At 64.3% G+C, this 18,749-nt stretch carries 19 protein-coding genes; 14 read left to right on the top strand and 5 right to left on the bottom strand.

Annotation, left to right across the window (positions count from 1 at the left end):
- The gene (locus llg_RS11145) at nt 1-843 is read left to right on the top strand and encodes a hypothetical protein (RefSeq protein WP_338289999.1); all 843 of its coding nucleotides are present in this window, start codon (nt 1-3) and stop codon (nt 841-843) included.
- A 53-nt stretch (nt 844-896) separates the two neighbouring features.
- On the top strand, nt 897-2,738 hold the full coding sequence (gene glmS / locus llg_RS11140) for a glutamine--fructose-6-phosphate transaminase (isomerizing) (protein WP_338289998.1): 1,842 nt from the start codon (nt 897-899) through the stop codon (nt 2,736-2,738).
- A gap of 73 nt (nt 2,739-2,811) precedes the next feature.
- Here glmS and llg_RS11135 read toward each other — a convergent pair whose 3' ends face one another.
- Complete coding sequence (locus llg_RS11135; RefSeq protein WP_338289997.1) at nt 2,812-3,966, bottom strand: metal-dependent hydrolase; 1,155 nt, start codon at nt 3,964-3,966, stop codon at nt 2,812-2,814.
- A 262-nt stretch (nt 3,967-4,228) separates the two neighbouring features.
- On the opposite strand from llg_RS11135, the gene rplM reads away from it, so the two are divergent.
- The 3 genes from rplM to llg_RS11120 all read left to right on the top strand — a co-directional run bounded on the left by rplM (nt 4,229) and on the right by llg_RS11120 (nt 6,012).
- The gene (rplM, locus tag llg_RS11130) at nt 4,229-4,660 is read left to right on the top strand and encodes a 50S ribosomal protein L13 (protein WP_338289996.1); all 432 of its coding nucleotides are present in this window, start codon (nt 4,229-4,231) and stop codon (nt 4,658-4,660) included.
- Nucleotides 4,661-4,679: 19 nt separating this feature from the next.
- On the top strand, nt 4,680-5,078 hold the full coding sequence (gene rpsI, locus llg_RS11125) for a 30S ribosomal protein S9 (RefSeq protein ID WP_338289995.1): 399 nt from the start codon (nt 4,680-4,682) through the stop codon (nt 5,076-5,078).
- A 175-nt stretch (nt 5,079-5,253) separates the two neighbouring features.
- Entirely contained in the window at nt 5,254-6,012 is a 759-nt protein-coding gene (locus tag llg_RS11120; RefSeq protein WP_338289993.1) for an exodeoxyribonuclease III, read from the top strand.
- Nucleotides 6,013-6,274: 262 nt separating this feature from the next.
- On the opposite strand, the gene llg_RS11115 is transcribed toward llg_RS11120, so the two are convergent.
- Entirely contained in the window at nt 6,275-6,901 is a 627-nt protein-coding gene (locus tag llg_RS11115) for a D-Ala-D-Ala carboxypeptidase family metallohydrolase (protein WP_338289992.1), read from the bottom strand.
- Nucleotides 6,902-7,243: 342 nt separating this feature from the next.
- Here llg_RS11115 and llg_RS11110 point away from each other — a divergent pair, with 342 nt between their 5' ends.
- The 3 genes from llg_RS11110 (at nt 7,244) to llg_RS11100 (ending at nt 10,769) form a co-directional block, all read left to right on the top strand.
- Nucleotides 7,244-8,341: an LptF/LptG family permease gene (locus tag llg_RS11110; protein WP_338289991.1), complete on the top strand. Its 1,098-nt coding sequence runs from the start codon at nt 7,244-7,246 to the stop codon at nt 8,339-8,341.
- A 12-nt stretch (nt 8,342-8,353) separates the two neighbouring features.
- Nucleotides 8,354-10,225 carry a SulP family inorganic anion transporter gene (locus tag llg_RS11105; protein ID WP_338289990.1) on the top strand — a complete coding sequence of 624 codons (1,872 nt, stop codon included), beginning with the start codon at nt 8,354-8,356 and terminating at the stop codon, nt 10,223-10,225.
- A 64-nt stretch (nt 10,226-10,289) separates the two neighbouring features.
- The gene (locus llg_RS11100) at nt 10,290-10,769 is read left to right on the top strand and encodes a hypothetical protein (protein ID WP_338289989.1); all 480 of its coding nucleotides are present in this window, start codon (nt 10,290-10,292) and stop codon (nt 10,767-10,769) included.
- Here llg_RS11100 and llg_RS11095 read toward each other — a convergent pair whose 3' ends face one another.
- The gene (locus llg_RS11095; protein ID WP_338289988.1) at nt 10,770-11,429 is read right to left on the bottom strand and encodes a hypothetical protein; all 660 of its coding nucleotides are present in this window, start codon (nt 11,427-11,429) and stop codon (nt 10,770-10,772) included.
- A 194-nt stretch (nt 11,430-11,623) separates the two neighbouring features.
- On the opposite strand from llg_RS11095, the gene llg_RS11090 reads away from it, so the two are divergent.
- The gene (locus tag llg_RS11090; protein WP_338289986.1) at nt 11,624-12,055 is read left to right on the top strand and encodes a septal ring lytic transglycosylase RlpA family protein; all 432 of its coding nucleotides are present in this window, start codon (nt 11,624-11,626) and stop codon (nt 12,053-12,055) included.
- 189 nt (nt 12,056-12,244) lie between these two features.
- A complete protein-coding gene (locus tag llg_RS11085; protein ID WP_338289985.1) occupies nt 12,245-12,427 on the top strand; it encodes a hypothetical protein in 183 nt (60 codons plus the stop codon).
- Nucleotides 12,428-12,435: 8 nt separating this feature from the next.
- On the opposite strand, the gene llg_RS11080 is transcribed toward llg_RS11085, so the two are convergent.
- Nucleotides 12,436-13,395: a phosphoglycerate dehydrogenase gene (locus llg_RS11080; protein WP_338289984.1), complete on the bottom strand. Its 960-nt coding sequence runs from the start codon at nt 13,393-13,395 to the stop codon at nt 12,436-12,438.
- Nucleotides 13,396-13,511: 116 nt separating this feature from the next.
- Here llg_RS11080 and dusB point away from each other — a divergent pair, with 116 nt between their 5' ends.
- From dusB to llg_RS11060, 4 genes are all read left to right on the top strand, one after another.
- Nucleotides 13,512-14,522, top strand: coding sequence for a tRNA dihydrouridine synthase DusB (gene dusB / locus llg_RS11075; RefSeq protein ID WP_338289983.1), 1,011 nt, complete (start codon nt 13,512-13,514; stop codon nt 14,520-14,522).
- A gap of 55 nt (nt 14,523-14,577) precedes the next feature.
- Nucleotides 14,578-15,075 carry a hypothetical protein gene (locus tag llg_RS11070; RefSeq protein WP_338289982.1) on the top strand — a complete coding sequence of 166 codons (498 nt, stop codon included), beginning with the start codon at nt 14,578-14,580 and terminating at the stop codon, nt 15,073-15,075.
- Nucleotides 15,076-15,306: 231 nt separating this feature from the next.
- Nucleotides 15,307-16,941: a fumarate hydratase gene (locus tag llg_RS11065; protein ID WP_338289981.1), complete on the top strand. Its 1,635-nt coding sequence runs from the start codon at nt 15,307-15,309 to the stop codon at nt 16,939-16,941.
- Between the two features lie 39 nt (nt 16,942-16,980).
- Nucleotides 16,981-17,367: a VOC family protein gene (locus llg_RS11060; protein WP_338289980.1), complete on the top strand. Its 387-nt coding sequence runs from the start codon at nt 16,981-16,983 to the stop codon at nt 17,365-17,367.
- 134 nt (nt 17,368-17,501) lie between these two features.
- Here the strand turns inward: llg_RS11060 and llg_RS11055 are convergent, their stop codons facing one another.
- Nucleotides 17,502-18,704, bottom strand: coding sequence for a glycoside hydrolase family 27 protein (locus tag llg_RS11055; protein ID WP_338289978.1), 1,203 nt, complete (start codon nt 18,702-18,704; stop codon nt 17,502-17,504).
- Between the last annotated feature and the right edge of the window lie 45 nt (nt 18,705-18,749).

Here is an 18,749-nt window from a genome sequence, read left to right as displayed (position 1 = left end):
ATGAGCACCACCTGCCACCCCATCACCCTCACCCGGGACATCGAGGACTTCCCGATCGGCAACCTGCCGCTGCGGGCCCGCCACGACCTGCTGCGCGCCTCCTGGCCGCAGCCCGGCGCGACGATCCACCCGCACGCGTGGATCGCGGGCGAGGATGCCTCGCTGTTCAACGATCCGGCGGTGAGGACCCTGCTCGATGAAGACGGCGGGGCGCTGGCATGGGTCGGCGAGACCCCGGACTTCGACGCCGCGCGCACCGCCGCGAAATCGTTCCTGATCCGCTACCCGTGGGACCTGCTCCGCGCGAACGAACAGCTCGTCGGCGGCCTGCTCGAATCCCGCATCGAAGGCGACCTGCATCCGTCCGCCGTGGTCGAGGGCATCCTCCACCTGGCTCCCGGTGCCCGCATCCTGCCCGGCGTCTACATCGAGGGCAACGTCATCGTCGGCCTGAACAGCAAGCTCGGCCCGAACTGCTACATCCGCGGCAACACCTCGATCGGCGAGAACTGCCACATCGGCCAAGCCGTCGAAATCAAGAACTGCATCCTCCTCAACAAGGCCAGCATCGGCCACCTCTCCTACGTCGGCGACTCGATCATCGGCGAGAAGGTGAACTTCGGCGCGGGCACCATCGTCTCGAACTTCCGCCACGATGGGAAAAACCACCACTCGATGGTGGATGGCGTGCTGGTCGACACCGGCCGCCGCAAGTTCGGCGCGATCGTCGGCGACGGCGTCCACACCGGCATCCACACCTCGATCTACTGCGGACGCAAACTCTGGCCCGGCGTCTCCACCCGCCCGGGCGATATCATTCAAAAGGACAAGATCTCGGACTGATCTGCTCCTCCTCGTTTAGTCATTAGGATTTAGTCATTAGTCATTTCCCCACCATGTGCGGCATTGTCGGATACCTCGGAAAAGCGGACGCGGCGTCCGTCCTCATCAACGGATTGAGAAGGCTCGAATACCGCGGCTATGATTCCGCGGGCGTGGCCCTGCTGGACGATGGTAAGATCGTCGTCACCAAGGCCCCGGGAAAAGTCTCGGCCCTGAGCGACAAGGCCCGCGCCGAATGGCCGGCCGAGCGCTTCACCCGCAGCGGCACCGGCATCGCCCACACCCGCTGGGCCACCCACGGCCCGCCCACCGAGGCGAACGCCCACCCGCACCTCGACCAGACCGGGGACATCGCGCTGGTCCACAACGGCATCATCGAGAACTACCGTTCCCTGCGCGCCCGCCTCGAGGCGAAGGGCCACCTGTTCCTCTCGGACACGGACACCGAAGTCCTCTCCCACCTGATCGGGGATTGCTACAAGAGCAACCTGTTCCAGTCCGTCTGCGATGCCCTCCACCAGGTGGAAGGCACCTTCGGCATCGCCGTGCTGTCTTCCCGTGAGCCGGGCAAGATCGTGACCGCCCGCCGCGGCAGCCCGATCGTGATCGGCGTGGGCGAGGGCGAAACCATCATCGCCTCCGATGCCTCCGCGATCCTCTCCCACACCCAGCGGGTCATTTATCTCAACGACAACGACATCGCCACGGTCACCGCGGACTCCATCGACATCCGCGACCTGAACAACGTGCCGGTGACCCGCGAGATCGCCGAGCTCGGCTTCGACGCCACCGCGGCGGAGAAGGGCGGCTACGAGCACTTCATGCTCAAGGAGATCCACGAGCAGCCGGATGCCTTGGCCAACGCGATCCGCGGCCGCCTCGATTTCAATCTCGGCACCTCCGTGCTCTCCGGCATGGGCACTTCGCCGCGCGAACTGGCTGAAATCTCCCGCGTGGTGCTGGTCGGCTGCGGCACCTCGCTGCATGCCGGTCTGGTGGGCGAATACGCCTTCGAGGACCTCGCCAACATCCCGGCCGAGGTCCAGCAAGCGGCGGAATTCCGCTACCGCAATCCGATCGTCAGCCGCAACGACCTCGTCGTCGCCATTTCCCAGTCCGGCGAGACCGCCGACACCCTGGCGGCCGTGCGCGAGGCGATCCAGAAGGGCGCGTTCGTGATGAGCCTCTGCAACGTCGTCGGCTCCACCATCGCCCGCGAAACCTCCCGCGGCGTCTATCTCCACGCCGGTCCGGAAATCTCGGTGGCCTCCACCAAGGCTTTCACCTGTCAGGTCGCGATCCTGCTGATGATGGCGCTCAAGCTCGGCCGCGGCCGACGCTTCTCCCGCGAGGACGGCATGCAGCTCGCCAAGGCGATCGAGTCCATCCCGGCGCTCGTCGAGCGCACCGTGCAACAGAGCGACCACATCCAGGAAATCGCCGAACGCTACGCGAAGAACGAGCACTCGTTCTTCATCGGCCGCGGCCCGATGTATCCGGTGGCGCTGGAAGGCGCGCTGAAGCTCAAGGAAATCTCCTACATCCACGCCGAGGGCTACCACGCCGCGGAACTCAAGCACGGCCCGATCGCCCTGCTGGAAAAGGACACGCCGGTGATCGCGCTGGCCTGCGACATTCCGGGCAAGGACAAAACCCTCGGCAACGTCGAGGAATGCCGCGCCCGCGGTGCCCGCATCCTGGGCGTGATCACCGAGGGCGACCACGAGGCCGCCGCGGTGATGGACGACGTGATCGAGATCCCCCGCACCCATCCGCTGGTGGCCACCATCCCGGCCGCCGTGGCGCTCCAGCTCTTCGCCTACCACGTGGCCAATGCCCGCGGTTGCGAGATCGACCAGCCCCGCAACCTCGCGAAGAGTGTGACGGTGGAGTAACCCCACCCTCAACGATCTGCGCCGGTTTGCTCCCAAGCCGCGCGCAGCGTTTGGACCTTCACGGAATCGAGCCTCACTCCACCGCTTCCAGAACCTCGGGCAAACTGCCGGGGTTGCCGGTGAGGCGGGGATTGCCTTCCCAGTCCGTGCGGTTTCCGAAAATCCGGAAGACCAGGCGTTTCAGGGACTCGGGGACATTGCGGGCTCCGGACTGGATTTTCCGCAGCGTGGCCTTGTCTTCGGCCTTCGACCACTGCCAGTGCACGGTCGGCCGCAGGTCGACGGTCGCTTTCCGCTCCCAGCCGCGGGTTTCCCCGAACCGGAGATCGGCGAGCCACACGCCCTTCGCGACAGGGCGGGCCACCCACCAGCCGTCGCTGAAACGGCTGACAGCCTTGACCCCGGCTTCTTCGGCGAAAGGCGCGGCATACTCGCGCCCCTTCGGCACCACCACCCACCGGACCGGGGTCTCCCGGCTCTCGAACACCGACTTGTAGCCGATCCAGAGCTCGGTCCCGCGGTCCACCACCGACCGCCAGAGGAGGATATTATAAGGCGTGGGTGCCTCCATCCGGCGTGAGAAGGTCGCCTGACGGCGCTGGAGATCCGCATCGAACCCGGACGACACCCAGCCTTTCAGCCCGGCCGCGAGCGCCATGTAGATGACCGCCACCGCCAAGCCGCGGGCTGCGAGCTTCTCCCGGGCCGTGAGTTTCAGACCCTTGGCGGCCGCTGCCTTGCTGCCCTTCCTCGGCCGCTTGGGGATCTCCCGTTTCAAAAACGCCAGCCACAGCACGGTCACCAGCACCGGCACCGTGATGAACAGGTCCGGATCGAAGAGGCAATTGAGCGCCACCGGCAGATCCGAAAACGGAGCCAGCAGCTTCGCCCCCTCCACCGTGAGGCAATCCAGCAAGACATGGGCTCCCAGCCCCACGGCCACGAAGGCCGTCGCCCGGCCACGCTCAACCTTATCCTTCTTCCACAGCCGGACCAACCACAGCGGCAGCGCGAATGCCGCGATCCCGATCAGCAGCAGGGAATGGCTGATCCCGCGGTGCAAGGTGACAAACCACGCCTCGCTCGAGCACATCCACAACAGGGCGTCGAGCAGGTCTGGAAGCGCTCCCAGCAATCCTCCCCATGCCAAGGCCCGGTTGCCGAGCTTCCTGCCCAGCAACAGCTCCCCGATGGCCGCCCCCATCACTGCGTGAGTCACCAGATCCACGGCCCCACCGGACCCTGCACCGCCCGGCAGCGTCAAGTCCCGAGCCGCCGGGGCCCGGGAATTTCAAATTTGCCTGCCGCCGCCGGGTCCCCCATCCTCGGGGACGGATTCTTTTTAGAGTCCATCGGCACTCGAACCATGGCCAACCCGCCTCTTTTTAGCGATTTCCCGGTTGACACCCCCGAGGGTGGTCCCTAGATTGCGCGCCCCTCCGCCCGCGAGCAAGCCGGTTGCGATCCCCGGAGGCATTTCACGATTCGCCATGAAAACGTTTTCCGCCAAGCCTCACGAAGTCGAGCGCAAGTGGTATGTGATCGACGCCAAGGACAAGGTCCTGGGTCAAGTCGCCGTCGAGGCCGCCAATCTCCTGCGCGGCAAGGGCAAGCCCATCTTCACCACCCACGTCGACACCGGCGATTTCGTCATCGTGATCAATGCCGAGCACGTGCGCCTCACCGGCACCAAGGAAATCGACAAGATCTACACCCGCTTCTCCGGCTACGTCGGCGGCAAGAAGGTGGAAACCCCGCGCATGATCCGCAAGCGCCGCCCGGTTCTGCTTGTCGAGAACGCCGTCTGGGGCATGATCCCGAAGACCCGCCTCGGCCGCAGCCAGTTCGGCAAGCTCAAGGTTTACGCCGGTGCCGAGCACCCGCACGAAGCCCAGCAGCCGGCCGTTCGCGAAGTCCGCTAATCCCAGCTCACTTTTCAACATGTCCACCACCGCCACCACGCACAGCGCCACCGGCCGACGCAAGACCGCCGTCGCCCGCGTTTGGATGACCGAAGGCACCGGCCAGATCACCATCAACGGCCGCCTTTTCGAAGACTACCTTCCGACCGTCGAGCTCCAGAACTCCGTTCTGGCTCCCTTCCAGGCCGCCGCGCTTGTCAACAAGTTCGACCTCAACGTGGTCGTCAAGGGTGGTGGCACCCCGGCCCAGGCCGTCGCCATCCGCCACGCGGTTTCCCGTGCCCTCAACCTGCACGACCCGGAAACCCGCAAGCTGATCAAGCCGCTCGGCTTCCTGACCCGCGACCCGCGCATGAAGGAACGCAAGAAGTCCGGTCAGCCCGGCGCCCGCGCCCGCTTCCAGTTCTCGAAGCGCTAAGCGAATCGCACTTTGGAAAAAGCCGCATCCTTCACGGGATGCGGCTTTTTTGTTGGGAGGGAAAGCCGCCTCCCAGAGATATGGGTCCTATAGGACTTATGGGACCCATAGGTCATATCAGAGGAAGCGCGCTTTTCGCTTTCCCAGCCGCCCCATCCCGCGTCCTCTTCTCCCCATGAAACTCCTCTCATGGAACGTGAATGGCATCCGCGCGGTGCTCGGCAAGGGCTTCGGCGACTTCGTGGGCACGGAGAAACCGGACATCCTCTGCCTCCAGGAAACCAAGGCCCGCCGTGAGCAGGTCACCGTGCCGCCGGAGCTCGCAGGCTACCACGCGTTCTGGAACTCCGCCCAGAAGCCCGGCTACTCCGGCGTGGCGGTCTTCACCCGCGAGGAGCCGCTCAATGTCCACGAAGGCATGGGCATCGAGGACCATGACAAGGAGGGCCGGGTGCTGACGCTGGAGTATCCCGATTTCACCTTGGTGAACGTCTACACCCCGAACGCTCAGGACGAGCTGCGCCGTCTCCCCTACCGTCTCGAATGGGACGCCGCATTCCGGAACCACCTGCTGACCCACGCCAAACACAAGCCGGTCATCTTCTGCGGCGACCTGAACGTGGCCCACCACGAGATCGACCTCGCCCGCCCGGCCTCGAACCGCAAGAACCCCGGCTTCTCCGACGAGGAGCGCGCCAGCTTCACCGAACTCCTCGGTGCCGGCTTCACCGACACCTTCCGCCATTTCCACCCCGACCAACCCGGTCACTATTCGTGGTGGTCCTACCGCGCGAACGCCCGCCAGAACAACGTCGGGTGGCGTATCGACTACTTCGGCGCGACCCCAGCCTTCATGGGGAACGTGAAGGACGCCTGGATCCTGCCGCACGTCCACGGCTCCGACCACTGCCCGGTGGGCATCACCCTGGGTTGAGGCCTCCGCGATCCCGCCTACGTGATGGCGGAATGGTGGAACCCGTTGGATTTGATAAGGTCGCGGCGTCAGGGAATTGCTGTTCCCCTGGTTCTGTTCCCAACACACATCCCCTTCCGCTTTCCCCTCGGCACCGGGAGTCTCCCCCTCCGGTGCCAGCGGTGTTTTCAGGGGGAACGCTCAAATGGGCCGCCGGTCCGGCGCGCCACCGGGGCGCAAAAAAGCGCGCGAAGCGATGCCCCGCGCGCCTTGGAAATCCATCTCACCAGTTCACGTTCACGCCGCGCGTGTCGACGTGGGTGAAGCCGGGGTAACTGCCGACGCCGCCCTTGAACAGGCCGCGGTCGCGCAGGTTCCGCGTCACGGCGGTCACCTGATAGGCGGAGGTGGGGAAAACGATGTCGCAGGCGACGTTCGCCTGGTGCCAGGACGAGCTCTTCGCTCCCGGGCAGCGGGCGTTGTAGGCCGGGCTCCGGTAGGCGGAGACCAGTTCCTTGAGCGGCATGTTCAATTCGGCGGCCACACGGTCCACGACCTGGAGGGTCGGGACGATCTGGCGCCAGTAGACTTTCGGCGGGATGCCGTTCCACACGCCCTGGTGTTCCTTGGCGTGGGATTCGATCACCTGACGCGGGGTGATGCGGGTGAGTTTGAGACCGGCCAGGAAGGCCGCGTATTCGCCGAGCAGGCTGCCTTGATGGGCGCACCATTCAGGCGGGAGATCGGCGAGATCGATGTTCGACCCGAGCTTTTGGAAGAACGCCGCCTTGAGAGGGCTGGCGGAAGCCGCGAGCGCGAGGCCAGTGAAGCCGAGAGTGGCGAGGGTTTTCCGACGCGTCAGCATCGGGTCCTGGGGGGAGCCAGTATGCACTTCGGTGTGTTCAGTCACGGGTTTTCGGGTGGGTGGTGCCGGTTGCAGTACGTGACAGCGCACTGCCTAAGCATCCGAGATTGCCCATGTGATACCCTGCCGGGGGGGAGGGGGGACAAGGAAATTAGGCCCGCCACTGACTAACAGTTAGCGGGCTGGATTCCTTTGCTGGAGCCGGATTGCCGCTCCTCCAATGGATTTGCAGCAGGTTGTAAATCGTTCTTAATCATTCTCAAAAAACACCGGATCGAATAAAATAACCGCCGTTTGCGTCCGTCCGGGATGGAAACCCCGCCTCCGGCAGCTACCCATCTCCCGCCTCGACAGCGGCATCTGCCGGTCCCAAGCTTCCGCATCTTCATGCGGATCTCGGATCGTTACATCGGCAAGCAGGTGCTGTGGAGCACGGTTTTCGCCATCATCGTGCTGTCCTTGGTGCTGGTGCTGGGCAGCCTGTTTCAACAGATCCGCCCGCTGCTGGTGGAGCAAAAGATTCCGTTCGGCATGGTCGGCCGCTTCGCGCTGAACATCCTGCCGTTCTCGATGATGTTCACGATCCCGTGGGGCTTCCTCTCCGCGGTGCTGCTGGTCTTCGGCCGCCTGTCCTCGGAGCAGGAGCTGACCGGGTTCCGGGTGGCGGGCATCAGTCTGCCGCGGCTCTCGGCCCCGGTGTTCGTCCTGGCGCTGGCGCTTTCCGGCCTGTGCATGTGGCTGAACGTGAGGGTGGCTCCCAAGGCCAAGGCGTCCCTCGACGACATGATCTACAAGGAGGTGATGCGGGATCCGAAGGCCCTGCTCGATCCCGGCGCGGTGCAGTCCCGCTTCAGCAACCAGAAGGTATTCGTGGAAGCGAAGGATGGCGACGCGCTGGTGGGCTTCCACATGTACCAAACCCGGAAGCCGAACGATCCGAACGGCCCGACCCCGGCCTACATCCACGCCCGCCGCGTGGATTTCCAGGTCGACCAGGCCCGCCAGCAGTTCGCGCTGACGCTCGACGGCGCCTATTTCGAAACCAAGAACGACAAGGGTGAATACCAACCGGCCTTCACCGAGGACGCGAAATACTGGTTCCTGAACTTCTCCGATTCCCGGCCGAAGAAGCCGCGTTCCGGCACCATGACCGAGGACGAGATCCACGCGTTCCTCGATACCAATCCGAAGATCCCGGAACAGGCGAAGCGAACCTTCCTCGCGGACATCACCAAGCGCTACTCGTTCTCCATGGCCTGCCTGGCCTTCGCGTTCGTCGGGGTGCCGCTCGGCCTGAAAGCCCGTCGCCAGGACACCTCCACCGGACTGATCCTCAGCATGCTGATCGCGGCCGGCTATTTCCTCTCCACCTTCGTGGCCGACCAATTCCGCACCCTCGAGGCCATGAAAGCGGCGCTCTGGGCCCCGAACGTGTTGTGCGTGATTCTCGGTCTGGTGTTGTTCCGACGCGCCCGCTTCAGGTAAGCTGGCCGGAATATGAAGTGGCAACGCACGCTGGCGAGGAGACTCCGGGACATCGGAGGTTTCTTCTCCGCCGGACGGGTGCAAGCCTTTCCTTTCACCGCCAGCCTCGGCCGCTATGATCTGCCGAAGGCCCGCCAGGACGCGCGGGCGGCGCTGAACGTGACGATGCTGGCGATCCCGCAGGCGATGGCCTTCGCCTCGATCGCCCAGCTTCCGATCATCTTCGGGGTGCTGTGCGCGATCGTCGCCCCGCTGGTGGCTCCGCTGTTCGCGGGCTCCCGCCACACTTCGCTGGGGCCGACCAATGCCACGGCCTTCATGCTTTTCAGCCTGTTCGCCGGAAGTCCGGCGCTGATGTCGCGGGAGTCCGAGTTGGTGCCGCTGCTGGTGCTGATGTCCGGCCTGCTGCTGATCGCCGGGGCGCTGCTGAAAGTCGCCGACCTGCTGCAATACATCTCCCGCAGCGTGCTGGTGGGCTATTCCTCCGGGGCGGCGGTGCTGATCATCGTGACCCAGTTGAAGGAGGCTCTCGGAATCGGCGCGGCGATGGGCGCGGACAGCACCCGCACCTTCGCCAGCCTGGTCGCCGCGATTATCCGGGCCCTCCCCCACTCCCATTGGCCGACGCTGGCGATCTCCGCCTCGACCATCGGGGTCTATCTGGCGCTCCAGAAATTCCGCCCGCGCTGGCCGAACTTCGCGATCTCGCTGGTGCTCTCCTCGGCGGTGTTCGGGTCGCTGATCCGGTTCGGCCCCGAGGTCTGGCACGCGGTGCCGCATTTCAAGACCTTCACGCTGGAAGACCTGTCCCCGAAGATGCCCGGCTTCGGCGGCAAGAACCTGTTCGACGACATTTCGATGCTGGTCGGAGTGGCCTTCGCGATCGCGTTCCTCTCCGCGCTGGAAAACACCTTGATGGCCAAGACCATCGCCTCCCGCAGCGGCGACCACCCGGATCTGAACCAGGACATGCTTTCCGTGGGCATGGCGAACCTGGCCAGCGCCTTCGCCGGCGGCATGCCCGCCTCCGGTTCCCTGACCCGCTCGGCGCTGAACTTCGCCTCCGGTGCCCGCACCCGCTTCGCCTCGACCTTCGCCGGTATTTATATCCTGGCGGCGGCCATCCTGATCGCGCTCTCGCCCCGGATCGGAGTGCCACTGGTGGATTTCCTGCCGAAGGCCGCCCTCTCCGCCCTGGTGATCGCGCTGGCCCTGGCGCTCTTCAACCCGCGCCACATCCGGATCTGCCTGCGCTCGACGCCCGACGATGCCGCGGTGCTGATTGTCACCTTCGTGGCCACCCTGCTGATGCCGCTGCATGTGGCGATCTTCGTGGGGGTGGCCCTTTCGATCACCCTGTTCCTGCGGAAAGCGAGCAAGCCGTATCTGGTGGAGTACGAGTTCGACGACGCCGGGGAACTGCGCGAGCGCGGGGAAAAGCGCCCCCGCCCGATCCCGGCGATCTCGATCGTCCACGTCGAAGGCGACCTGTTCTTCGGGGCCGCCGAGCTGTTCCGGACCCAGATCCAGCGAACGGTCACCGATCCCACGCTGAAGATCATCATCCTGCGCCTGAAGAACGCCCGCCACCTGGACGCCACCAGCGTGATGGCGCTGGAGGATCTGATCCGTTTCACCCGGGCCCATGAACGCCACATCATCGTCTCCGGTGCCACCCGCGAGGTATACCGGGTGCTGAAGCAATCCGGTATCCTCGCCACCCTCCAGGAGGGAGCGGACCGCAAGGCCGGGGAAAGCAACCTGTTCATCCACTCCGCCCAGAACCCGAACGTCTCGACCCGCAATGCCTTGAAGCGGGCCCAGGAGCTGCTCGGGGGCGAAAAGGCCGACATCCGGATTTTCTACGATCCGTCGAAAAAGTGAGGCCCCGCGATCATTCCCCGCTGGCCAGCCTCCGCGGATCGACGAAGCTACGGGAATGCGCCGAATGCTTCTCCCCCTCGTCCTGCTTCTGGCCCTCACCGGTGGCTTGTTCTGGTGGTTTTCCCCCGAGCAGGTCGTGAAACGCCGCACCAAGGAACTGCTCGGCGTCTTCACCCTGGCCCCCGGCACGTCCAAAGCGAACCGGGAGCTCGGCGCGCTGAAACTCACCGGCCTGATCGGACCGCGGCTGGAGGTCGACGTTCCGGAAGCCCCGGACGCCAGCGGGAGCTTCGGGCGTGCGGACGTCGAATCCGGCTTCCACGCCCTCTGCGGCATGGCCAAGGAAACGCGCTTCTCGATCCAGAAATTCAATTCCATCACCCTCACCAACGATCAGGCCACCGTCTCCGCCACCCTTGATGCACTGGTGGACCTGAATTCCTACCGCCCGGCCGACGGCCCCGGCGAGGCGACCTTCGTCTGGAACAAGACGAAGGATGGCTGGCAGGTGACGACGATCGTCTGGCGGGAGAACAAACGCTGATCACTCCCCGAGGAACACGAATTCCTCGGCCATGCGGTTGAGCGAACGGCGGGCCGTCGGCAGCACCTCGGAAAGCGCGCCGAGCAAATGACGCGGCGTGCTAGCCGGTGCCTCCGGATTGTCCGCGGCACCGCGGAACGCCCGACAGGCGAAGGCCTCGTAGAACTCGACGTCCGGAGCCCCGCGCCGCATCGCCCGGTGGTGGAGGAAGCCCGGATACATCCCGGTGAGCACCAGGAACTGGTTGCCCGCCGCGAGCTGGAGATGGAACCGGAGGCGGCCGCTGGAGGTTTCCAAGATCGAGAGGAAATCCGCCGCATGGGTGATGCCGCGTGCGACATCCCGCAGCGAATCGCCCGGCTCGGCCAAGACCCGCTCGGCCAGCACCCCGGCCACATAGTCCGCCAGATCGGCATCCGTCAGGCCGGCCTGCAGGAACACATGCCGCACCAGCACGTAGAAATAGAACGGGGCGGACACCTGGAGCGCGGAGGGCGAATCGAGCACCGCGCGGAAGACCTCCTTGAGATCCAGCATTTCCCGCAGGGCCTGCGGATCATCCCAGAGACGGCTCAGGTGGCAGCGCCCGTCGATGGGGGCCAGCACGTCACTGAGGAAGGTGAAATCGGCCGCCCGGAAGCGGTCCCTGCTCGAAGGCATCCATGATCCCCTCATACCCATCAAGATAGCAAAACGGAGGCCAAACGGGCGAGAAAATACTACGGAATTCCTTACTATAAACATCGCAAACCCTTGATAAACCAAGCCAATACGTGTTGTTACGTAGGCTTTTTCCCTTGCCGGGGCTAACGGCTAGCCCGTAGGTAGGCCGCCCCGCAAGGGACCTACTGACGATGAACATGACCCGGAAATACAAGTCCGTGGCCCTGGCAATCGCCGGAGTCATTACACTCCCGAGCTGTGCTACCACCAGCACTGCCTCGTCGGGTACCGACGCCCCTGACACGTGGAAGATCGCTGCGATCCAACACGGCCAGGCTTCGTGGTACTCGGTTAAAACCAACGGCGGCACCCGTACCGCCAGCGGTGAACGTCTGACCAATTCGGCAGCTACTGCCGCTCACAAGACCCTGCCGCTTGGCAGCAAAGTGCGTGTGGTCAATATGAACAACGGAAAATCCGAGATCGTGACGATCATCGACCGCGGCCCATTCGTGCGCGGCCGGGTGATCGACGTGACCCTCGGTGTCGCCGAGCGCCTCGGATTCGCGGCGCGTGGTGTCACTTCCGTGAAGCTCGAAGTTCTCGGCAAAAAGGAGTCCTGAGCGATCCTCGTCGACAACCCACCCCCTTCCCAAAACTTCAAAAGCCTCCGCCGGAGATCCGGTCGGAGGCTTTTTGCATCCCGATAGAGTTATATCAGCAGATAATGCAATTTGCAATATGGCCGATTTTGTACTTTATAATGACCTGCCTTGAATTGTAAAGAAAAGGTGAACTCCCCCAACTTCACCATGACCGAATCCCGTATCGAAGGTTTGGATCTTCCACCGCTGTCTCCAGTTCTGGAGCAAGAACTGGCCGCCCTGGGTGCCGAAGGAGCTGATCGACTCCTCAACGTCATCCGCGGCCTGTTCCACTGCATCGGCGACCTCAATCAACGGGTCGCCGAGCTGGAAAAGCGGATCGCCCCCTGACGGGTCGGTCAAATCACGCCGTTGGCACAGGCGATCTCGCCTTCCCCGGCCAGGGCATTGACCAGGTTGACCAGCGATTTCATCGCCTGGCGCGGCACGCTTTCGAACGTGCGGGAGCCGATGTGCGGCGTAACGATCACCTTCGGGTGATGCAGCAGCGGGTGATCGGCTGGCGGGGGCTCTTGGTCGAGGACGTCGGTGGCGTAGCCGGCGAGCTTGCCGGAATCGAGCGCGGCGATCACGGCGGCGGCGTCCACCAGTTCACCGCGGCCGGTATTGAGAATCCAGCCGCCGTCCGGCATGAGCGCGATGCGCTCCGCGCTCACGCAGTGGTGGGTGTCCGGACCCAGCTTGGTGTGCGGGCTGATGATGTCCACCGAGGCAAAGAGGGAATCCAGGGTCTCGTGGCGCTTGATGCCGTATTGGGCGGCGATGTCATCCGGCCAGTAGTTGCCGAAGCCGTGGACTTCCATGCCGAAGGCGACGGCCCGCTTCGCCACTTCCTGGCCGATGCGACCGAGGCCGATCAGGCCGATGCGCTTGGCATACAGTTCGTTGCCGGTCTTGCGGTCCCAACGGCCGGCCCGGGTGGCATCGACGCTGAAAATGAGGTTCTTGGTGATGGCCAGCAGCAGGGCGAAGGTGTGCTCGGCCACGGTGTCGTGGTTCACCCCGGGGGTGAAGAGCAGCGGGATCTGGAGCTCCTTGGTGGAGGCGACGTCGATCTTGTCCAAACCGATGCCGTATTTCGAGATCACGCGGAGGCGCGGCAGAGACTTGTCCAGCACGGCGCGGGTGATGTCGTCATCGCCGCAGAGGAAGGCATCGAAGTCGCCGGCCAGCTCCAGCATGCGGGCCTCGGAGAGCGGGCCGCGCTCGCGGACGATTTCCCAGCCCTGCGACTCAAGGAGGGCGTGGTGGGGACCGGGAGTGTCTTGGAAACTGCAGGTGGTCAGGAGGACTCGCATGGTGGCCACTTCACTAAGCAACCCGCTGCGGGTGTGAAGCGCAAAAAATTGCATTCATCAAAATTTTCCCGGATTCGGGGGTTCAGCTTCCGGGATTTACGCCGTATGGGTGCCGCGTGCTTCCGTGGTTTTCAGATGGCAAGTTTCCGCTCTACCTCGCGCCGATGGCCGGGGTGACGGACGTGGTGTTCCGGCAGATCTGCAAGGAACTGGGTGCTGACGTGATGGTCACGGAGTTCGTTTCGGCGGAGGGCATCCTCCAGCGCGACGATCGAACGCGGAAATACACCGAGTTCAGCGACGAGCAGCGGCCGGTGGGCGTGCAGCTCTTCGGGGCCGATGGCGAGCGCATGGGCGAGGCCGCCAAGAAGATCATCGACTGGAAGCGGCCGGACTTCATCGACATCAACTTCGGCTGCCCGGTGAACAAAGTGGTGGCCCGCAACGGCGGCTCCTCGCTGCTCAAGGACTGCCCGCTGCTCACCTCGGTGGCCACCGGGGTGGCGAAGGCGGTGGGCGACCAGGTGCCGGTGACCGCCAAGATCCGCATCGGCTGGGACGAAAAGACCGTCAACGCCGTCGAGGTCGGCAAGATCCTGGTCGACTGCGGCATGCAGGCGATCGCGGTGCATGGCCGGACCCGCGCCCAAGGTTACACCGGCGAAGCCTGCTGGAACACGATCGACGCCGTGGCGCGCGCCGTGCCGGTGCAGGTGATCGGCAACGGGGACATTTCGAATGGCGAGGACGTGGCCCGCCGCAAGCGGGAGACCGCGGTTTCCGGGGTGATGATCGGCCGGGCGGCGATGCAGAACCCGTGGGTCTTCCGCCAGGCGAAGCACTACATTGAAACCGGTGGCATCCTCGAACCGCCGCCAGTGGAGGAACGCTGGGAACTGATCCTTCGCCACTGCCGCCTGGTGGTGGCGGGCGGAAAGAATGGCGACGAGCGCCAGACGCTGATCGGCATGCGCTCCCGCCTGATGGCCTACTGCAAGGGGTTCCCGGGCGCGAAGGAGCTGCGGCAGCGGCTCTGCCAGGTGACGAGCGTCACCCAGGTGGAGGAGCTGGCGGAATTTTCGATCGCTCAGGCGCACGCCGGTCATGAGGACCTCCCGGAGGAATGACCGGGGATCATAACTCCGGCTTTTCATCCCGTTCGAACCTGTTAGTCTGCCGCCCATGGAAAGCCACGAGGTGTTGAGACAAGCGTTTCAGAAAACGAGCCCGAAAGCGGTCGCTTCGGAGCTGGGGATCTCGCTTTCGTTGGTTTACAAGTGGGCCGAGAAGCAGTCCGAGGACGGCTCCGGCAGCCGCAACCCGCTCGACCGCCTGCTGAAGGTGATCGAGCTGAGCGGCGACGAGCGGATCATCGGCTGGCTGTGCCAGCAGGTCGGCGGCTATTTCGTACCGAATCCGGACGGCAAGCACTTCAACAAGGGCATCCTGCCCGCCACCCAGGAGATCATCGGCCAGTTCTCCGAACTGCTGAGCCGGATCTCGACCGCGGCGGTCGACCACTCGATCACGGGGGAAGAAGCCTCCGACATCCGCGAGGGCTGGGACAAGCTGAAGAGCTACACGGAGAGCTTCGTGCGCTGTTGCGAGAAGGGCGACTTCGAGCAGATGCTGCACATCCCCTCCCCTTCCCAGGGGCCGGCGCGGCTGACGAAGGCGTAGCACAAGTTTCCAACTTGGGGCGAAGTGCCAAGTCAGCAGTGATCAGAAAAGAGAAGGGAACCCGCGACGGGCTCTTTTCCCTCTTTGCTGACTACCGGCCACTTGATGGCGGACTGAATCTCGGAGCGACTTCGCGAACCTTCCCAACACGCCGGGCCAAGCCCAGCGCTACTTGCCGCACTTCTCCCTTCACGCCCCGCCCGTTCCCCTCTACCTCCTTGGCCAGCAACCATGGCCGAGAAAGCATTCCACTACCAGGACCCCTTCCCGCTGGGGCCGGACGCCACCGAGTATGAGAAGATCTCCTCCGAGCACGTTTCGGTCTCGGAGTTCGAGGGCAAGCCGGTGCTGAAGGTGGAGCCGGAGGGGCTGGCGTTGCTGGCCAACGAGGCGATGAAGGCGATCAACTTCACGCTGCGTGCCTCCCACCTCGCCCAAGTGGCCGCCATCCTGGATGACCCGGAGGCCACCGAGAACGACCGGATGGTGGCGCTGATGCTCCTGAAAAACGCGGAGATCGCCGCCAAGGGCATCCTCCCCGCCTGCCAGGACACCGGCACCGCCACGGTGATCGGCAAGAAGGGCCAGCAGGTGTGGACCGGTGTGGACGACGCCGAGTGGCTCTCGAAGGGCATCCACAGGACCTACACCGAGGAGAACCTGCGCTACTCGCAGACCGCTCCGCTAAACATGTACGACGAGGTCAACACCAAGACCAACCTGCCGGCGCAGATCGACCTCTACGCGGCCGAGGGCGACGCCTACAAGTTCATGTTCGTCTCGAAGGGCGGCGGCTCCGCCAACAAGACCTTCCTCTACCAGGAGACGAAGGCGCTGCTGAACCCGAAGCGGCTGAAGGAATTCTGCATCGAGAAGATGCGCTCGCTCGGCACCGCGGCCTGCCCGCCGTACCACCTCGCGTTCGTGATCGGCGGCACCTCGGCCGAGGCCTGCCTGAAGAACGTGAAGCTGGCGTCCACCCGCTACCTCGATGCCCTGCCGACCTCCGGCAACGAGCACGGCCAGGCGTTCCGCGATCTGGAGCTGGAGAAGGAACTCCTCGCCGCCGCGCGTGAGATCGGCATCGGCGCGCAGTTCGGCGGCAAGTACTTCGCGCTCGACGTGCGGGTGATCCGCCTGCCGCGCCACGGCGCGTCCTGCCCGGTGGGCATCGGCGTGTCCTGCTCCGCCGACCGCCAGGCCAAGGCGAAGATTACCAAGGACGGCATCTTCCTCGAAAAGCTGGAGAAGGATCCCGGCCGCTTCATTCCGGAGAAATACCGCGACTGGAAGTTCACCGGCGTGCCGATCGACCTCGACAAGGGCATGCCGGAAACGCTGGCCACCCTTTCGAAATACCCGGTCACCACCGCCGTCTCGCTCACCGGCACCATCATCGTCGCCCGCGACATCGCGCACGCGAAGCTGAAGGAGTATCTCGAAGCGAACGGCGACCTGCCGGATTACTTCAAGCAGTACCCGGTCTACTACGCCGGCCCGGCGAAGACGCCGGCGGGCATGGCCTCCGGGTCCTTCGGCCCGACCACCGCGGGCCGCATGGATTCCTACGTCGACCTGTTCCAGAGCCACGGCGGCTCGATGGTGATGCTGGCGAAGGGCAACCGCTCACAGGCGGTGACCGACGCCTGCAAGGCCCACGGCGGCTTCTACCTCGGCTCCGCCGGTGGCCCCGCCGCGCTACTGGCTCGCGACCACATCAAGTCCCAGGAAGTCGTCGCCTGGCCGGAGCTCGGCATGGAAGCGGTGTGGAAGATCACCGTGGAGAACTTCCCGGCCTTCATCCTGGTGGACAACAAGGGCAACGACTTCTTCAAGAAGATCAACGAGTGTCCGGTGTGCGTATAAGACTCAAGAGCCCAGAATCCAGAAAGAGAAGAGCGACGGATGAACCTCACCGGCCAACACCATGTCGCGATCATTTGCTCGGACTATCCGCGTTCGAAGGCGTTCTACACGGAGCTGCTCGGGTTCGAGGTGATCGAGGAGAGCTACCGGGAGGCACGAAACTCCTACAAGCTGGACCTGCGGTTGCCGGACGGAACCCGGATCGAGTTGTTCTCGATGCCGGGAGCGCCGCCGCGGCCTTCGTTTCCGGAGGCGCTGGGTCTGCGGCATCTGGCGTTCGCGACGCCGGATGTGGCGGGAGTGAAGGCCGAGCTGGAATCGAAGGACCTGGCCGTGGAGGATATCCGGATCGATCCGCTGACCGGGAAACGGTTCACGTTCTTCGCCGATCCGGACGGGCTGCCGCTGGAGCTCTACGAGGTCTGAGCAAAGTAGCGCGAAGCTTGGCTTCGCGTGCTGGAGAGAGCCACGAAGAGAATCGCGGGCACCCGTTTTCCGCAACGATCCGCAACCCGCACGCGAAGCCAAGCTTCGCGCTACGAAAAAAGAGCCCCCCTTTCCTACTTCGCGAAGGGATTTGCCGCGGCTGGCTTGCCTTTGATGCGGAGCGCGACCACGCCGTGGGCAGGGACCTCGCGCCGGAGGGTGGCGTCCTTGAGGCCGGTTTGAGTCTCGTGTTTCCAAAGATCGCGGAGGGCGTAGCCGGCAGCGGGATCGATCCCGGCGGCAGAGAGATCGAAGGCGATGTCCGCGGATTTGTCCGAGCGGTTGAGAAGCACCACGGCGACATCTCCGCCATCAATCTTACCGAGCGGTTTCGCCCAGAACTCCAGATCGCCATCGTCCCGCAAGCGGCGCGCTTGGTACGCGAGCGGGTCCTGGTTCAGGGCAATGACTTCCTTGTTGGTGAGGATCTCCAGCGTTTCCTTCGACATGCTCCGGAGGTCGTTCCCGGCGAGCAGCGGCGAATCCATGATGCACCACATCGTGAAATGGGCGCGGTCTTCCTCCGGCTTCATGCCGCGGCCGACCTGGAGCATGTCCATGTCATTGAAGTGGCCGGGACCCGAGTGGGGCCAAAGCGGCTCGCACTTGTCCACGATGGCCATGATGGAATCGAAGCGCGCGTTGATGTCCGAGGAAATGCGCCAGGAGTCCGCGACGTCCTTCACCCAATCGCCGGGATACTGCCAGCGGCAAACGTTGTAGACGACGTCCGGACGGATGGAGCGGATGGTTTTCGAGAGTTTCGTGTAGCTCTCCTGTTCCTTGAGCTTCTGCTTCCGGCCGCCGCACCAGTCGATCTTGATGAAATCGAAGCCCCAGTCCTTCAGCATGAGCTTGAGGTCCTGCTCCTCGTGGCCGAAGAGCCCCGATCCGAATCCCTTCTGGTCCTTGTCATACTGCGAGCCACAGGTGTCCGCGCCGACGTCGGAATAGATGCCCGCCTTCAGTCCCTTGCCGTGGATGTAGGTGGCGAGATCCTTCATGCCGGACGGGAACTTGCCGTCGTCGTAGAGGAGGTTTCCTTTCGCATCGCGGCCACCGAAGAAGCCATCGTCGATGTTCACGAACCGGTAGCCGACCTCCTTCATCCCGTTGGCCGCCATGGCATCGGCCTGGCCGCGGATGATCGTTTCATCGATCTTCACGCGGAAATGGTTCCAACTGCTCCAGCCCATGATGGGAACAAGGGGACGGGGCGGAGCTTCCGCGTGGACAAGACCGGCGGACAACGAGAGGAAAAGCAAAGAACGGAACATGACCCCGGAATGGTGATCTCCCGCCGGACCGACGTCCATCTTCCG

Origin of the sequence: Luteolibacter sp. LG18, assembly GCF_036322585.1 — a bacterium.
Taxonomy (GTDB): Bacteria; Verrucomicrobiota; Verrucomicrobiia; order Verrucomicrobiales; family Akkermansiaceae; genus Luteolibacter.
This window is presented reverse-complemented; position numbering and strand designations above follow the sequence as displayed.

What these genes read in the sequence shown, in the direction of transcription:
- llg_RS11145 (WP_338289999.1), top strand. Translation starts at nt 1, where the DNA reads ATGAGCACCACCTGCCACCCCATCACCCTCACCCGGGACATCGAGGAC.
- glmS (WP_338289998.1), top strand. Translation starts at nt 897, where the DNA reads ATGTGCGGCATTGTCGGATACCTCGGAAAAGCGGACGCGGCGTCCGTC.
- rplM (WP_338289996.1), top strand. Translation starts at nt 4,229, where the DNA reads ATGAAAACGTTTTCCGCCAAGCCTCACGAAGTCGAGCGCAAGTGGTAT.
- rpsI (WP_338289995.1), top strand. Translation starts at nt 4,680, where the DNA reads ATGTCCACCACCGCCACCACGCACAGCGCCACCGGCCGACGCAAGACC.
- llg_RS11120 (WP_338289993.1), top strand. Translation starts at nt 5,254, where the DNA reads ATGAAACTCCTCTCATGGAACGTGAATGGCATCCGCGCGGTGCTCGGC.
- llg_RS11110 (WP_338289991.1), top strand. Translation starts at nt 7,244, where the DNA reads ATGCGGATCTCGGATCGTTACATCGGCAAGCAGGTGCTGTGGAGCACG.
- llg_RS11105 (WP_338289990.1), top strand. Translation starts at nt 8,354, where the DNA reads ATGAAGTGGCAACGCACGCTGGCGAGGAGACTCCGGGACATCGGAGGT.
- llg_RS11100 (WP_338289989.1), top strand. Translation starts at nt 10,290, where the DNA reads ATGCTTCTCCCCCTCGTCCTGCTTCTGGCCCTCACCGGTGGCTTGTTC.
- llg_RS11095 (WP_338289988.1), bottom strand. Translation starts at nt 11,429, where the DNA reads ATGCCTTCGAGCAGGGACCGCTTCCGGGCGGCCGATTTCACCTTCCTC.
- llg_RS11090 (WP_338289986.1), top strand. Translation starts at nt 11,624, where the DNA reads ATGAACATGACCCGGAAATACAAGTCCGTGGCCCTGGCAATCGCCGGA.
- llg_RS11085 (WP_338289985.1), top strand. Translation starts at nt 12,245, where the DNA reads ATGACCGAATCCCGTATCGAAGGTTTGGATCTTCCACCGCTGTCTCCA.
- llg_RS11080 (WP_338289984.1), bottom strand. Translation starts at nt 13,395, where the DNA reads ATGCGAGTCCTCCTGACCACCTGCAGTTTCCAAGACACTCCCGGTCCC.
- llg_RS11070 (WP_338289982.1), top strand. Translation starts at nt 14,578, where the DNA reads ATGGAAAGCCACGAGGTGTTGAGACAAGCGTTTCAGAAAACGAGCCCG.
- llg_RS11065 (WP_338289981.1), top strand. Translation starts at nt 15,307, where the DNA reads ATGGCCGAGAAAGCATTCCACTACCAGGACCCCTTCCCGCTGGGGCCG.
- llg_RS11060 (WP_338289980.1), top strand. Translation starts at nt 16,981, where the DNA reads ATGAACCTCACCGGCCAACACCATGTCGCGATCATTTGCTCGGACTAT.
- llg_RS11055 (WP_338289978.1), bottom strand. Translation starts at nt 18,704, where the DNA reads ATGTTCCGTTCTTTGCTTTTCCTCTCGTTGTCCGCCGGTCTTGTCCAC.